The following is a 14,858-nucleotide window of genomic DNA, read 5'->3' on the forward strand; positions in this document are numbered from 1 at the left end:
AACCCCCATTTTAATTTAAGACTATTGTAATATCAAATAAATTTTTTCACAATACGAAGGGATAATGAACAATAAACATTCACAAATTAAAATCCTATAATACCAATGTTTTCTTACATATTTGAAAATAATCCCTAAATATTGAAAACAAAAAAAATGAAATCGCTGTATTATTTAGCTATCAAATAAAAGATTGAAGAAATGAGGTGATTGAATGAAAAGAAAACATCGACGTATATCGGCGCTTTTGGGTGTATTCATAATTGGATTTTCCCAAATAAGCCCGCTATCACCGCTAGCTTATGTTGCAGTAGGCGAATCGAGCAGCAATAGATTGAATCAATTTCAAAGTCCGGAATTGCGCGCGGTACTAAATTATCAGGGCACTGCTGAGGATTCTACTGAGGCTGCATGGCGATTGACACTTGATAACGTGACTAAAGGACTGGAGGAACTGAACTTTCAGATCAAAGATTCTCAAGGGACACTTATCACAAAAATAAAGATTAATGAGATTTTGATTGAAGCGAATTCGGAGGGGTATTTTTCAATCGAAGCAAAAGATACCAAAATAGAAATTACATCTGAGTTAAATCACGATCTAACAGTCGAATTTTTCAAGCTATCATCTGGGAAAAAGGACTTTTGGGGACTCGTAAAAGCCAGCGACTCCACAGAGAATCATTCGTCCCTACCTTCAGAAGAGAGTCAGGAAGGAGCAGATACCTCCAACATAGTGAATGAGGGAGCAGCGGCAAGCTTGGAATCTTTTTCAGAGGGGGGAAGTGAGCAGAACAAAGAGACTATCCCATCTTCAGAGATAGCTCCAACCTCCAGCTTAGAAAACGAGACCACGTCGACCAATTCTAACAATCTGCAATCTGATGTAGAGAAATCAGATCAAATCACAAGTTCATCTGTGGAAAAAGAACAACAGAAAGAAAAAGTAGCTCAAAAAGTCGCTTCACCTCTTTTACGAAGTACAGCAGCTCCTACAGGGATTACAGGAAATCCGAATATTCCAAAAGGTGCAATACTTTTGGACGGTGTATTTGGAAAGATTAATTCTGTAGGCACGAATGATGGAAGTGGGGTATCTAAGGTTAATAATCCAAAAGAAAACAACGGGATACCTTATTCTAAAATCACATTGAAAGGATCAAACAATTGGTTGTCAATTTGGACAGAAGATCAGTACAGAATGGATTTTTCAAAAACTTTTCACGGGCGGACCTATATCAATTTTGGTACGTCCAAAGCAGACGGTTTAGCTTTTGTTATGCAGAATGCTGGAAAGAAAGTCTTAACTTCAGCAAACACTGGCAATGATGGCCAGAATTTAGGAGTGTATGGAGGAACGGGTGCGTGGAGAGAATCAATTTTTAGTTCATGGATTACGCCGGAAACATATGCAATCAAAAAATCAGTTGCCATCGAATTTGATTTGAATCCAAATAATGATGCGCAAGGACATGTCTACGATAAGGACAATCCACAAACGCCCCATATGGCATACAGTTTTCCTTCGAATTTAGATCGAGGATACCGACCGGATGGAAATTCTTGGGATAACTGGCTTAGTACTAAAGGTGCCAACGCCAAAGTTCAACATTATAGTTCTCGACTGCTAAACGGAGTCGTAGGTGACAACATTCAGGATGGCACTTGGTATGAATTTCGATATGACTTTGATCAGTCAAAAAAAGAATTTTCGTATTACTTAAAAAATCCAGTGACTAATGCCCAGACAGAACCTGTTAAAATTCCGTGGCCAGATTTACAGAGGGAGCTCGATCTGACAAATAATAATATGAAGGCCTATTGGGGCTTTACCGGCGCAAATGGTGCTCTTGGAGGAACCGTCGAATTTGTCTTTACTCAAGTACCAGTAGACTTAAGTGCAAAAATCATGAGTGATGTCCAGTCTTCCGGAAAATCAATCGTAGATGCTGAAGATCATGAAACCTATGTTCCCCAACTCCCAATAGCTAACAAAGAAGGAAAAGAAGAGAGCTTAACCCTTCAAACCCGTTTTACCGTGGATAATGGAGAAGCAGCTATTGAGATAGCTAAGTGGACATCATTTGTTAGCCCGACACAGTTAGACTTGACCAAAGCATCCAAAAACGTTGTAGCTCAAATCGGTTCTAACAAGTATACCGGTGTTGCTGATGTTGATCAAAAAACAGGCGAGATTCAAATTACCTTCCAGAATTTGAAGGTAAGTCCTGGAGAAACGGTCACCATGTCCTATGAACTGATGACAAAGAAGTTGGATAGTACGCAAAAAGCCTACTTCTCTAGTCGCGTAACGACACAAGAAGTAGGGACTATTATTCCTAATGATTTTTTGAGCAAACAGGTAGCCTTTTGGATCAAAGGAAATCAAGCACCGGTTCTAGAGGCTCTTTCAACTGAAAAAGCTGAGTTTACTGATTTGGATAGTTTTCAGTACAAGTTCAACTACAAGGATGCGGATAGTGATGAACTGACCTATAAGGTAAGCCTTAACGGTAAAGAATTAGTGAATAAAAAGTTACAAAGTTCAGCAAGTAATCAAACTCAGGTTGAGAAAGATGTGATGATAGATTTACTTGCTGCAGAGCCATCTTTCCGGTTAGGAGAAAATACTTTGACTGTTACCTTAAACGATGACTTTAATACAGCAGTCTCCCAAGAAGTTAAATTCAACATAGTCGGCTATTTAGGCTTTGAAAAACTAACCAAAGCATATTCCTGGAGATATTCACGAACTGCATTAGAGGCTGTGAACACACCTATGGCTCGGGAAGCGCCTATGGTTCTAAAAATACGCGACACACGAAACAAGGAAATTAACAAGAATGTCAAGGTATCACTTGAAGCTAAGTCCCTAACCAATGGAGTTTTAAATGCAAATGAGCGCTTTGTTTTCAATGGTAAGGAATTAGGTGAGTTTGAAATTCCTGTTAATCAAGAGGTGTCCTATGGAAAAGATGAAGGATTACTACTGAAGTTAGGTAATCAGGACGAGTCAGGTACTTTTGAGGGAACTCTGACTTGGACTATAATCGATGCACCATAAGGGGGAAACGAGATAGATGCCTAATAAAAAATGTAGAGTAAAATTGGTAGCTGTTTTCTTGGCCCTCTCTCTTGTCTGGGTATCAGTAACACCATCCAAAAGCTATGCAGCTGTCGATTCTATGGAAAATCGGACAGTAGTCCATTTGTTAGAAAAAAAAGGGGAGCAGGAACAAGGCGCAAAGGATACAGAAGAGAGCCTTAAAAATATTGTCAGTCACTACCCCAAAACTTCTGAAGTGAGGTCCTTTGTGCTTTCACTTGTAGGAACGCTCTCTTTGTTCGGTACCTTCTTTATATGGTTATTGAGAAGGAGGCGAAAAGATGAAGAAGTATAGAGCTATCGTGGCGTTGTTATTAGCCAGTTGCAGTTTTGCTCTTTTCAAACATCACTCTTTTGCCGCTGAAGGTAGCACCTCATTGGAGATTTTGCCATTAAAAGAAGAATATCCAAGAGTATACGAAGTTAGTGACTTAGACTTCGGTGATCATTTTTTGAAAGAAAGTGGACAACAGCTCCATCCTAAAAATGATTTAACTATCAAAATTTTGGACTCTAGAGAGACCTCATCTTCTTGGGAGCTTCAGGTTCAATTGGCTCCTTTAAAAAATGAAACAAATGAGGAGCTAGCGATGACTTCGATTTCAATTGGCAAAGGAAAAGTTGAAATGCAAGAAGGTTTCAACATCCAAGGAGTAGCGGTGAATCAAATATTAGATGAAGCAACGTTCCAAACTATTTTACGATCAGAGAGTGCTTCTTCCCATGGGTGGGTCACCTATAGTGTGGCCAAAGAGGACATTTCCATTTCCTTAGGCCAAATTAACAAGAGCGGGAGTTATCAAGCAACGAATAATTGGCGTTTTATCAATGCCAAGCTTTAGTAGAAATGACAATAATCTATTGTTCATCATAAAAATAAAAAAGCGGAGAAATTTAACATGAAAAAAATTATGAGCGCATTGTTAGTATCAGGTATTTTACTTGGAGTAAGTACACCAGTGTTTGCAGATGAAATTGCTTTAACAACGGAATCGGGAAAGACAACACTAGAAATAACCGACTATACTACTGATCCTGAGACAGGTCTGCCTTCTGATCCCGGAGCATTTACACTGGTAGCTGTACCCGACATCGATTTTGGAGCACACTCGCTAGACAGCATTCAGCCGACAAATCAAATATTCACTGGAAAATACAGCAGTGACTTACAAGTAAAAGATACTCGTCCGACCTCAGATTCTATCACAGCAGCTAAAGAGGCTATTAAAAAAGTAGTCCCAATAGATGGAAAAATTACCCAAGAAGATATTAACACTTCGAAAGATAAATGGGATCAGGCAATTGCGGCTTCTTCATGGCGTATCGATGCGAAGGCGACTGAGTTGAACGGCATTGGGACTTCTTTAAAAATCGGTGAGATAGAAGTATTAACTGCTGGTGGAACTATCCTCAAAGAAGATGCGACAAATCCAGTAGGGACAAAAACTTACAAGTTAGATTCCCCCAGCCTAACAATTGCCAATAACAATCTAAGTGTTAAAAAATACACAGGGACAATCACATATACAGCTGTGAATGCATTGTAAACAGAAACTAAGACAAGGACGGTAAGCTAGTTGTTAGTTTGCCGTCCTGTTGTTCCAAGGATGGAGGACGTTACAGTGAAGAAGATTATTTTTACCTGTCTGGTATTTTTTTCCAGTCTGTTCCTGTCGACTGCTATTGTAAATGCAAGTGATGATTCCGAGCAAGTCGATTACAGTATCCAACCGATTCTACCAGAAAACCAGATTGATCGAGGAAATTCTTTCTACGATCTAAGGGTAAATCCAGGAGATAAACAAACGATTAAGCTTCAAATCAATAATTTTTCCGAAGCTGAGCAGTCTTTTACGATTCATGTGAATCCAGCCGAAACTAACGGTAATTTAATGATTGATTACAGTGGGTCCCGTAAAGAGAACCTACAAGAAGGAAAAATTAAAATTAATGAAATTGTGAAAGCTCCCGAATCGGTAACAATACCTGGAGGCAAAACCGGTATTGTTTCACTGGAACTTTCACTACCAAAAGAAGAATTTGCTGGTGTCATTCTTGGAGGGATACAAGTCAAAAAAGCTTTGCCTGATAAAAAGGAAGCGGGTTTGTCGACAGATTATGACTATATTCTAGGGATGATGTTGAGTGAAAGTGATGAAGAAATCAAACCGGAACTGAAGTTTGTTTCTGTCTCTCCGGGAGTGATCACTAATAATGCCGGGCTTCTTGTAAAAATGAAAAATATTCACCCAATGTATAGTAATAAAGTTCATATGGTAGGGAATGTCTACAAAACAGCAGATAAAAAGCAAGCAGTGATTACTAGAGAGATTAAGGATGGCGGGATTGCTCCAGATTCTGACTTTCAGATAAACTTTTTCAATGGCTCAGTCGGAGCAACAGAACCTTTGGATGCAGGTGACTATCTTTTGAAACTAGACTTTACTGATGCAGCAGGCAATAACTGGCATTTTGAAAAGGAATTCTCTATTACAAAAAAAGAAGCGGAAGCCATCAATACCAAAGTTTTTACGGTGAAAAAAGATAATTCGCTTTTGTTTGTTATTATTGGGGTACTCACTGCTATTTTACTCATACTACTAGTGCTTATTATTGTCTATCTTTCGAGAAGAAAAAGAGAAGAATCCGAGTAGCAGAAAAGTATTTCTAATTGTGAGGTCAGCACGTTCTAGTAAGGTGGTGAGAAGGTACAAATGGAACAACTTGTAGGGAAAGCATATGGCGAACTTATAATACTGAGGACATATCGTTCAAGTAAAGGATATCTGATGTGTCATTGCCATTGTTCTTGTGGCAAAACATCTGAAGTCATTTATTCAAACCTTAAGGCAGGGCGAACTAGAAGCTGTGGACATTTGGAAAGAGAAAATCAAGAAAGTTATCGGAATCTACAAGGAAAAATTTTTGGAGAATTGATGGCTTTTCGAAAAACATCGAAACGCAAGGAAGGCACCATTGTCTGGGAATGTATCTGCAGTTGTGGCAGAAAGGTGGAAGCTTCTCGCAGACAATTAGTTCGAGGATATGTGACCTCTTGTGGAAATCACAAAGACGATGCACTCATAGATACAAGGTTCAATGAGCTTACCGTGGTAGAACTAAGTCAAGATAGAAAGAAACTATATTGCAGGTGTAGCTGTGGGAACGAGGCGTGGTTTTTGAAGTACAATGTTTTAAGTGGGCATACAAAGAGCTGTGGGCATTTACTTAAAAATGATAATTTTGAGCGAGTGGATGGTGTCGTGTTAGCAACTTTACGGAAAAAAATCTCTGTGAAAAATACAAGTGGGTACACCGGTGTCAGCCAAACTAAAGCAGGGACTTGGGTATCATATATCACATTTAAAAAGAAACGATATACATTAGGAATATATCCAAATATTGAAGAGGCGATCGTAGCAAGAGCAGACGCTGAAGCCCGTTTTTATAAGCCAATTTTAGAGAAAAAGTCAGAGAGATTGATTGAAGAAGAATATCATACTTAGAAGGTACAATACTCTGGTAACTCTAGCAAGTGATTCATGATGGTCTGATTATTTCAATCCTATTATGAGTCATTGCTGATATTACTATGGACAACTCAGATCGTTTGCTAACAATAAAACCACTTATAACTCCAAGCAAAAAGGTACGTGAAGGACTCCATTCACGTACCTTTTTGCTATATTCAAGCTACTTGTGACTAGCGGGATTGACCGGAACATTGGCGTCCAATCTGCCGGAACGATTTTTTAATTGGAAAGTATTTAAGCGTTTATCGATGTCCAATGCCAACTGCTCACCCAAAAAAGGCAGCTCATCGGTTGAGGTATAGACGGTGAAATCGGGATTTTCAAGAATTTCAGTGAAAGGTGCAGTGGCTGATTCTATCGGTATGATCTGAAATTTATCGGCGACTGCGCAAGACCCACCGACATTGGAAAAACGATTGGTTCCGTCATTTAATGCTAAAATAAACCCACGGGTCTCAAAACGTTTTTGCAAAGCGGCAACAGCATCAGGTGTAATTGTGATTTTCATAAGATAGACCTCCTCTTGCATGATAGAATAAGTATACGAGGAATGTCGGTTTATGGGAAATTGCTTGCTCAGAGCCGAAAAAATTTGATGGCGGCTGTGGGGATACCAGATGCAATAATCTATGAACAGGTGGCAGAGCTTTTTTTTAGAAGGGAAGACGAGATATGAAAGAATATGATTATATCGTGATTGGAGGCGGATCTGGCGGGATCGCATCTGCAAATCGCGCTGGGATGTACGGGAAAAAAGTATTGCTAATTGAAGGCAAGGCACTGGGTGGTACCTGTGTCAATGTGGGTTGCGTGCCGAAAAAAGTGATGTGGCAAGCATCGGAAATGCTGGAGACGATTAACCGAGATACTGCGGGTTATGGTATCCAAGCTCAGGTAACAGCGTTTGATTTCGGTGAATTGGTACGGCGGCGGGAGGATTACATTGAGTTTCTTCACGGAGCTTATCAGCGGGGACTAGACAGCAATAAAGTAGAAGTTTTACGAGGCTTTGCTCGATTTACAGCTCCTCATGTAGTCGAGGTGGCGGGTGAGCAGTATACTGCGCCACACATTTTGATTGCTACTGGCGGTGTGGCATCGTTGATGAAGATTCCTGGTGGGGAGATGGCGATTGATTCTGACGGTTTCTTTGCTTTGAAGAATAAACCGGAAAGTATCATCATTTTAGGGGCCGGTTATATTGCGGCTGAGTTGGCGGGGATGTGCCAACAATTAGGTATTGCCACGAGCTGGGCATACCGGCGGGATCATCCCTTACGAACTTTTGATAAAATACTCAGTGACAATTTGGTGGAGATCTATCAGGAAAATGGTGTGGCTCTTTATCCGGAGCACGTCGCAAAAAGTATTCAGCGGGAAGCAGCAGGTTTTTGTGTGACCTTTGAGAATGGGGCGCAATTGCGGGCAGATTTGGTATTGTTTGCCGGTGGTCGCAAGCCGCGAACGGAACATTTAGGCTTGGAGGCAGCTGGTGTAGAGCTGGATGAAAAGGGCTTTGTTAAAGTTGACAAATTCCAAAATACGACGGCTGCTGGGATTTACGCAGTGGGAGATGTCATTGGTAAGGTAGATTTGACGCCGGTAGCTATCGCGGCTGGACGTCGTCTTTCAGAGCGTCTTTTCAATGGCAAGACAAATCTCTATCTGGATTATGAATTGATTCCGACAGTCATTTTTACCCACCCACCAATTGCTACTATCGGCTTGTCTGAAGAGGAAGCTATTGAAAAATACGGTAAAGACCGGATCAAAGTCTATCAATCTCGCTTCACACCGATGTACTTTGCTTTAAATGATTATCGGCAGCGGTGTGTCATGAAGCTGGTATGTCTGGATGATGATGAAAAAATCATCGGTCTGCACGGCATTGGCATTGGTGTCGATGAAATGTTGCAAGGCTTTGCAGTAGCTATTAAGATGGGGGCCACGAAAGCAGATTTTGACAATACCGTAGCAATCCATCCCACTGGCTCAGAAGAATTTGTAACGATGCGTTAAAAAGCTCCTACCTGGAAGCAAGATGTAAGGAAAAATCAGACCCCACAGTCTGATTTTTCCTTGCGTGTTCCAGATAGGAGCTTTTTGATTAGGCTGAGCTTAACTTAAAGCCAGCATTCGGTCCAAAGCCTTCAGAGCACTGGCAGTAGTGGCTGGGTCAACGGTGATACGATTGACACTGCGACCAGCTGCGAGTTCTTCTAAACACCAAGCCAGATGAGGCAATTTGATGCGGTTCATAGTGAGGCAGGCGCAGGCAACAGGATTGATGAAATGGATCTCGTGTGTTGGACACAGTTGTTTTGCCATGCGAGCCACTAGGTTGTGATCGGTTCCGACTGCCCATTTGGTGCCTGCCGGTGACGCTTGAACCACCTGTAAAATCTTGTTGGTGGAGCCGTAGTCGTCAGCGGCCTCGACGACCTCGTGAGGCGCTTCCGGGTGAACGATGACCGACAAATTTGGAATGCTCTGCCGCAGGGTTTCGATTTGTTTGACGGAAAACTGCTGATGAACTGAGCACCAGCCATTCCACAAAATGACTTTAGTATCTGGGGCTTGTTCGTTTGTCAGTGGCTCTTGGCCCGCGTTAGTCAGCAGTTGGCTGGTCAAAGGGTCCCACAGCGCCATTTCGGCTAAAGGGATGCCCATATGATAGGCGGTATTGCGTCCTAGATGCTGATCCGGCAAAAAGAAGACTCGCTTTTTCTGCGTAAAGGCCCAACGTAAAATGGTATCTGCATTACCGGAAGTCACAATAGCTCCACCATGATCTCCAACGAAGGCTTTCACGGCAGCGCTGGAGTTGACGTAGGTGATAGGGATAATTTCAGCTGGCCACTGCTTTTGCAAAACTTCCCAGGCAATGGTTAATTGATGGCGGTTAGCCATATCTGCCATCGAACAGCCGGCAGCTAAATCCGGCAGCAGAACTTGTTGGTGAGGGTCAGTGAGCATATCAGCTGTTTCGGCCATGAAATGGACACCGCAAAAGACGATGTGCTTGGCTGTTTTATTTTTGGCGGCAATCTGAGCCAGCTGTAAAGAATCACCAGTTTCGTCGGCAAAGGCTACCACCTCGTCTTTTTGGTAATGGTGAGCCAGCATTAGGAGATCGGTTCCCAGTGTTTGTTTGGCGCGAGTGATGCGGGCACAAAGCTCCTGCTGGTCAGCTTCTAGATAGGACTGGGGCAAGGTTTGATTTTCAAAAGCGGTCAAGATACTGGTCATGAGAAAGATCCTTTCTGTAGGGCAATTGAAATTAGGGGTCTACTAAAGGGCTATTGCCGGGAAAATTGCAGCGATGAGTGATTTTGTGAAGCGCAAGTTTCAAATTTTTCCATTGTTTTTGGAATTGAAGCTGATATCCAAAGCTGTGACGGAATGGGTCAAGTAGCCTAGGGAAATATAATCTGCTCCGCAACCGGCGTACTGGCGGATGTTTTGCGGAGTGACGCCACCGGAGATTTCTGTTGTAAGCTGCTTTTTATTGTATTTCAGAAACTGTTTGATTTCTGCTGGCGTGCGGTTGTCCAACATGATGATGTCTACACCGCAGTCATGCGCTTCTTTGAATTGGTCCAACGTCTCGATTTCGACTTCGATTTTAATCATGTGACCCGTGTTGCGGCGGACTTGCTCCACCGCCTGGGTAATTCCGCCGGCGTAGGCAATGTGGTTGTCCTTGAGCATGATGCCGTCGTCTAGTCCAAAGCGATGATTGAAGCCACCGCCTTGAGTAACGGCATATTTGTCCAACTCCCGCAGGCCTGGAACGGTTTTACGGGTGTCGCAAACACGAGTTGTCGGATCAGCTAAAGTATCAATGGCGAGCTTAGTAGCAGTTGCGATGCCGCCCATTCGTTGCCAGAGGTTTAGAATCAGGCGTTCTCCGGTCAGTAATACCGCAATTGGGCCTCGTACCTCAGCAATCGCAGTACCGGCAGATTGCTGGGTACCTTCTGCGACAAGGGAGGTGAATGTGACGTCGCCTCCTAGCAAGTCGTAGATCATGGGTGCCAACCATAATCCGCAAACAACGCCGGCTTCTTTCAATAAAAAGACGCCCTCGTCACGATCGGTGGGGGCAAAAATAGCTTCAACGCTGCGATCACCACGGCCGATATCTTCAATTAGAAACTGTTTCAATTGTTCTTTTAGTTGCAGTTGATTCATACGTTTTTCCTTTCAATTCTGGCGGCTATAATCTGTTGAGCTTGTCAGCACATCCTTTAGAGGGGAACTTTTTCTTGAGTGATGGCATGGGCCCCCAAGCTTTCTTTGCGCAAGAGCGCGGCTTTGGCAGCTGTTTCGGCAATCAAGCAGAGATTGGCGCATTCCAGTTCTTCTTTAGTATAAGTTTCAGGCAACTGCCGGTAGTGAAATTGGCCCAGCCAACTCAAGAGGTGCTGCAAAGAATCCGGAGAGCGGCGAATACCCAGGTGCTGCCAGCATTTTTGCTGCAGTAACCGGCGTTGTGGCAGGACAAATGGTGTTACAACAGAGGTTGCAAATTCAGCTCTGGTCCTCGGGGCACTTGAAGTGTGGAGAATCTGTTTTGCCACACGTTTTCCAAAGACCACACACTCCAAAAGGGAATTTGAAGCGAGGCGATTGGCCCCATGAACGCCGGTACAGGCGGTTTCTCCCACAGCATAAAGACCGGGTAATGCCGTCTGCCCCCAAGGATCTACTGGGATGCCCCCCATCATAAAATGGGCACCGGGACGTACGGGAATTCGCTGTGTCTGGCGAAAAGGAATCTGCTGGCGAAGGAGATTTTCTGTGATTTGAGGAAAGTGATTTTCGAAATCTTTCACCGGCTGAATGTCTAAAAACACCTGATGACCGTTATCGTAAGCCGCAGTCAACTCCCGGGCAACGATATCTCGAGGTGCCAGGTCCGCCAGCGGGTGAACACCCGTCATGATGGCTTTGCCTGTTTCATCTACCAGCTGGGCGCCGGCGCCGCGGACGGCTTCAGAAATCAGACCATAGCAGCGATCATTTTTAGTTAAAAGTGTCGGGTGAAACTGGATGAATTCCATATCCTTCAAGGGCAGGCCCGTTCGTAAAGCCAGTGCCATGCCGTCACCGGTGATGGTGGCATCGTTGGTTGTCAAAGGAAATAAGCCGCCCAATCCGCCAGTAGCTAAAACAACAGCATCGCCATCTAAACGGTGAATCCTACCACTTTTTCCATCCAGATAGCGCAGACCGATGCAACGAGGAAGCTGTTCTTCTGCAGTGTGCGCCGTACCACTTGCGGTGGACCAGCTTGCCGGTTTCTCAGAGGTTGTTTTCTGTTTTGAGCTCACCAGCAATTCGGTGACCATGGCTTGTTCAAGCCATGTGACTTGTGGCCGTTGGGCAAGCTGCTCTTGCAAAAAGCCGGTCATAACTTTTCCGGTCTGATCTCCTAAACAGTGGAGAATGCGAGGAAAACTGTGGGCACCTTCCAGCCCATATTGAAAATCGGTATCGTCAGCGCGGCGATCAAAAAGCAACCCATCTTGGATCAGCTCATTGACGGCAGCAGGGCCTTCCTTCACTAAAATCTCTGTGGCTTGTTGTTGATTGTGTTGGACGCCCGCTGTTAGAGTATCGGCAAAGTGGGCTTGCCAATTGTCATTTTTAGCTAAGGCGACGGCGATTCCTCCTTGGGCCAACATGGAATTGCACTGGGTTCTTTGTCCTTTTGACAAAATGGTAATGGCAAGTTGAGGTTGTCTTTTTAACAGCTGGTTGGCGGTTTGACAAGCTGCCAGTCCGCTGCCGATAATCAGGATGTGTCTCATAAATTTTCCTTCAATCTGTATGTACTGGAATAAAAACGATTAGCTACTGTGATGAAAGCCGAAAATTTCTTTGTGAATCATTTTTCATTGTTGACACCTAACAGGGATTATTTTACCATAACTGTCAAGACACCTCTAGAGAAGAATGTCACTTTCTAGTGAAACGATGCTAAAAATTTTCAGAAATCACCTATGTTTAAGTGAAAGCAACGGTATCTCTAGAACGAAAAAGCAGTGTCGAATTTGGAACCCAAGCTGGAACCAGCGAGCAGCGGCCCAAATATTCGACGCCCGACAAAATTCGATACCCGGTAAAGGAGTGCCTTTTATGATCTATTTAGACTATGGAGCAACTGCCCCGATGACCGAAGCCGCGAGACAGACCTATCTCAAAACAGCACAGCAATACTTTGCTAATCCCAGCAGCATTCACACAGCCGGGGTGCAAGCTGCTGGCTTGTTGGCTCATTGTCGGCAACAGTTGGCCCAGCTGTGCGGTTGTCGGAAAGAAGAATTGGTTTTTACCTCAGGGGGCAGCGAAGGCAATCATTTGGCGCTTACTTTGAGCCTGCAAAAATTACGCGGATTGCGGCAGTCGGTAACAAAACAAGACGGCGATGCAGCTGCTTTATGGGAAAAAGAGTTCCCAACTGTAGCCCGCAAGCAGAAAAATGATCTCAAAAGCCAGAAGCACAGCCATGAAAGCAACGCTTCACTGCTTACAACAGTTGCCGAGTCCAGGGGCCGCCATAACCGGGCAAAGATTCCTGTTTTAGTCAATCCCCTGGAGCACGGGAGTATTTGGCAATGGCTGAAGGGCTACGAAGCCGACCTTATTGTGAAAAAAATTCCGCTGACAGATGCTGGGCGTGTGGATATCTGTGAAACAGCCCAGCTTTTAGCTCAAACAACTGTGGAAAACGGCAACGGCTTGGTGATTTGTCAACAGGTGAATTCTCTGACGGGAATGATTCAACCTGTGGAAAAGTTAGCAGAGTTGGCGATGACACAAGATTGGCTTTTCCACAGCGACTGTGTTCAAGGCTTTGGCAAGCTTGTTGGAGAGTGGCCTCATGGCATAACCAGCTGGTGTGCCAGCGGTCATAAAATCGGTGGGCCCAAGGGTACAGGTATATTGTATTTAGCAGCAAATGCCGGCTTTACTCCGTTACTTCCCGACATTCATCAGGAATATGGGTTTCGTAGTGGAACTGAAGACCTGCCGGGAATCGCGGCATTTACGCAGGCGGCTGTGGATAGTTTTTCTCAGCGACAAGAGCTGGATAAAAGATTTCAGGATTTTCGGCAGTCTTTTATGTCCTGTCTTCCGGATTGGCAGATTATTGGTGAAATTTGTGGAAAAGTTGAGCTCACAACCAATCCGATAGGCAACTGCAAAACTGTGGAAAAGTCGGCGTCCTCAACTACCGGTACTTTTGAGGGCTGTTATCCCGGCGTGTGGGGGATTTTATCACCGCGGCTAGCCGGGGAAACGGTAGTCATGCAGTTATCAGCAGCGGGCATTGCCTGTTCAACTACTTCGGCTTGCAACACGCATCGTAAAATCGATCCCGCCCTTTTCCCATTGGGGCTTGATCAATCCGCTGCGCAACGGTTTTTGCGAATATCGTTGGGACCAGCGACTACGAAAGTTGAAATTGAAACCTTGATTCGGGTTCTATCAGAAATAGGCTGAGAGTTAGCCTTATAGGATGTCACCAAAAAAGAGTGCCCCTGGCAAATTAATTTTTGCGAAGGGCGCTCTTTTTTTGTTTTTATTCAGTTTCCTCAAGGACCAAATCCTGGATAGAGGCTACTTTTGATAAGTCAAAGCTGAAAATTGTCTCCAGTTCTCCCCAAGGGGCGAGCTTTTGTAGTAGGGGAATAAAGCCGTATTTTTCATACAGTCCTTGATGATCGCTCACCAGGTAGATTTGTGAAAAGCCGGCTTCGACAGCGTAAGCGCAGACAGCTTGACATAGCGCTCCGCTCAAACGGCGGCCTCGGTAGGCTTCATCTACAAAGACAAAGCCGATATAAGGAGAATAGTCTACATCGGGAAGGCAGTCTTTTTCTGTAAAGGTACAGTATCCGCAAATTCTCTCGTGGTCCAGCACCACAAAGACCCGCTCCCCAGGGGCGAAACGTTCTTCACGCATCCGCTGTGCTAAATGTTTTCCTGCTCCCCATGAACAGTTCTCTGCATATTCGGCAGTCGGCCACCATAATGATTGGCTTGCTTCCAATGGGATAATTTTCATTCCATGCTCCTTTTGATTTGTTATTTATAAATTAACTATAGCACAGATAATCATTAGAAAATCAGATTTAAAAAATGGCGATAGTTTTTAAAAGGAAAAGCAGCAACTGATATTTTGAAGGCAGTTTTAAAGTTACCCTGCT

The 14,858-nt window shown here is 43.8% G+C and carries 13 protein-coding genes; 8 read left to right on the top strand and 5 right to left on the bottom strand.

The window, feature by feature from the left end; genetic code table 11:
* Positions 1-214 precede the first annotated feature (214 nt).
* The 6 genes from ACOMA8_RS04750 (at position 215) to ACOMA8_RS04775 (ending at position 6,612) form a co-directional block, all read left to right on the top strand.
* Entirely contained in the window at positions 215-3,064 is a 2,850-nt protein-coding gene (locus ACOMA8_RS04750; RefSeq protein ID WP_421368922.1) for an L-type lectin family protein, read from the top strand.
* A gap of 16 nt (positions 3,065-3,080) precedes the next feature.
* A complete protein-coding gene (locus ACOMA8_RS04755; protein ID WP_421368924.1) occupies positions 3,081-3,401 on the top strand; it encodes an LPXTG cell wall anchor domain-containing protein in 321 nt (106 codons plus the stop codon).
* Positions 3,388-3,948, top strand: coding sequence for a WxL domain-containing protein (locus ACOMA8_RS04760; protein WP_421368926.1), 561 nt, complete (start codon positions 3,388-3,390; stop codon positions 3,946-3,948). The genes ACOMA8_RS04755 and ACOMA8_RS04760 overlap by 14 nt, the downstream gene beginning before the upstream one ends.
* 57 nt (positions 3,949-4,005) lie before the next feature.
* The gene (locus ACOMA8_RS04765) at positions 4,006-4,653 is read left to right on the top strand and encodes a hypothetical protein (protein ID WP_421368928.1); all 648 of its coding nucleotides are present in this window, start codon (positions 4,006-4,008) and stop codon (positions 4,651-4,653) included.
* Between the two features lie 75 nt (positions 4,654-4,728).
* Positions 4,729-5,760 carry a DUF916 domain-containing protein gene (locus ACOMA8_RS04770; protein WP_421368931.1) on the top strand — a complete coding sequence of 344 codons (1,032 nt, stop codon included), beginning with the start codon at positions 4,729-4,731 and terminating at the stop codon, positions 5,758-5,760.
* A 60-nt stretch (positions 5,761-5,820) separates the two neighbouring features.
* On the top strand, positions 5,821-6,612 hold the full coding sequence (locus tag ACOMA8_RS04775) for an AP2 domain-containing protein (RefSeq protein WP_421368933.1): 792 nt from the start codon (positions 5,821-5,823) through the stop codon (positions 6,610-6,612).
* 187 nt (positions 6,613-6,799) lie between these two features.
* Here ACOMA8_RS04775 and ACOMA8_RS04780 read toward each other — a convergent pair whose 3' ends face one another.
* Positions 6,800-7,147 carry an iron-sulfur cluster biosynthesis family protein gene (locus tag ACOMA8_RS04780; protein ID WP_421368935.1) on the bottom strand — a complete coding sequence of 116 codons (348 nt, stop codon included), beginning with the start codon at positions 7,145-7,147 and terminating at the stop codon, positions 6,800-6,802.
* Positions 7,148-7,311: 164 nt separating this feature from the next.
* Here ACOMA8_RS04780 and gor point away from each other — a divergent pair, with 164 nt between their 5' ends.
* Positions 7,312-8,658, top strand: a complete 1,347-nt coding sequence (gene gor / locus ACOMA8_RS04785) for a glutathione-disulfide reductase (protein WP_421368937.1) — start codon at positions 7,312-7,314, stop codon at positions 8,656-8,658.
* 99 nt (positions 8,659-8,757) lie between these two features.
* On the opposite strand, the gene nadA is transcribed toward gor, so the two are convergent.
* The 3 genes from nadA to nadB form a co-directional block, all read right to left on the bottom strand.
* Positions 8,758-9,888, bottom strand: a complete 1,131-nt coding sequence (gene nadA / locus ACOMA8_RS04790; protein ID WP_421368939.1) for a quinolinate synthase NadA — start codon at positions 9,886-9,888, stop codon at positions 8,758-8,760.
* 99 nt (positions 9,889-9,987) lie between these two features.
* On the bottom strand, positions 9,988-10,833 hold the full coding sequence (nadC, locus tag ACOMA8_RS04795) for a carboxylating nicotinate-nucleotide diphosphorylase (RefSeq protein WP_421368941.1): 846 nt from the start codon (positions 10,831-10,833) through the stop codon (positions 9,988-9,990).
* 56 nt (positions 10,834-10,889) lie between these two features.
* A complete protein-coding gene (gene nadB / locus ACOMA8_RS04800; RefSeq protein ID WP_421368942.1) occupies positions 10,890-12,455 on the bottom strand; it encodes an L-aspartate oxidase in 1,566 nt (521 codons plus the stop codon).
* A 328-nt stretch (positions 12,456-12,783) separates the two neighbouring features.
* Here nadB and ACOMA8_RS04805 point away from each other — a divergent pair, with 328 nt between their 5' ends.
* Positions 12,784-14,151: a cysteine desulfurase family protein gene (locus ACOMA8_RS04805; protein ID WP_421368944.1), complete on the top strand. Its 1,368-nt coding sequence runs from the start codon at positions 12,784-12,786 to the stop codon at positions 14,149-14,151.
* Positions 14,152-14,230: 79 nt separating this feature from the next.
* Here the strand turns inward: ACOMA8_RS04805 and ACOMA8_RS04810 are convergent, their stop codons facing one another.
* Entirely contained in the window at positions 14,231-14,716 is a 486-nt protein-coding gene (locus tag ACOMA8_RS04810; RefSeq protein ID WP_421368946.1) for a GNAT family N-acetyltransferase, read from the bottom strand.
* Positions 14,717-14,858: the final 142 nt, after the last annotated feature.

The organism is Enterococcus infantis (assembly GCF_049166715.1).
GTDB lineage: Bacteria > Bacillota > Bacilli > Lactobacillales > Enterococcaceae > Enterococcus_C > Enterococcus_C leclercqii.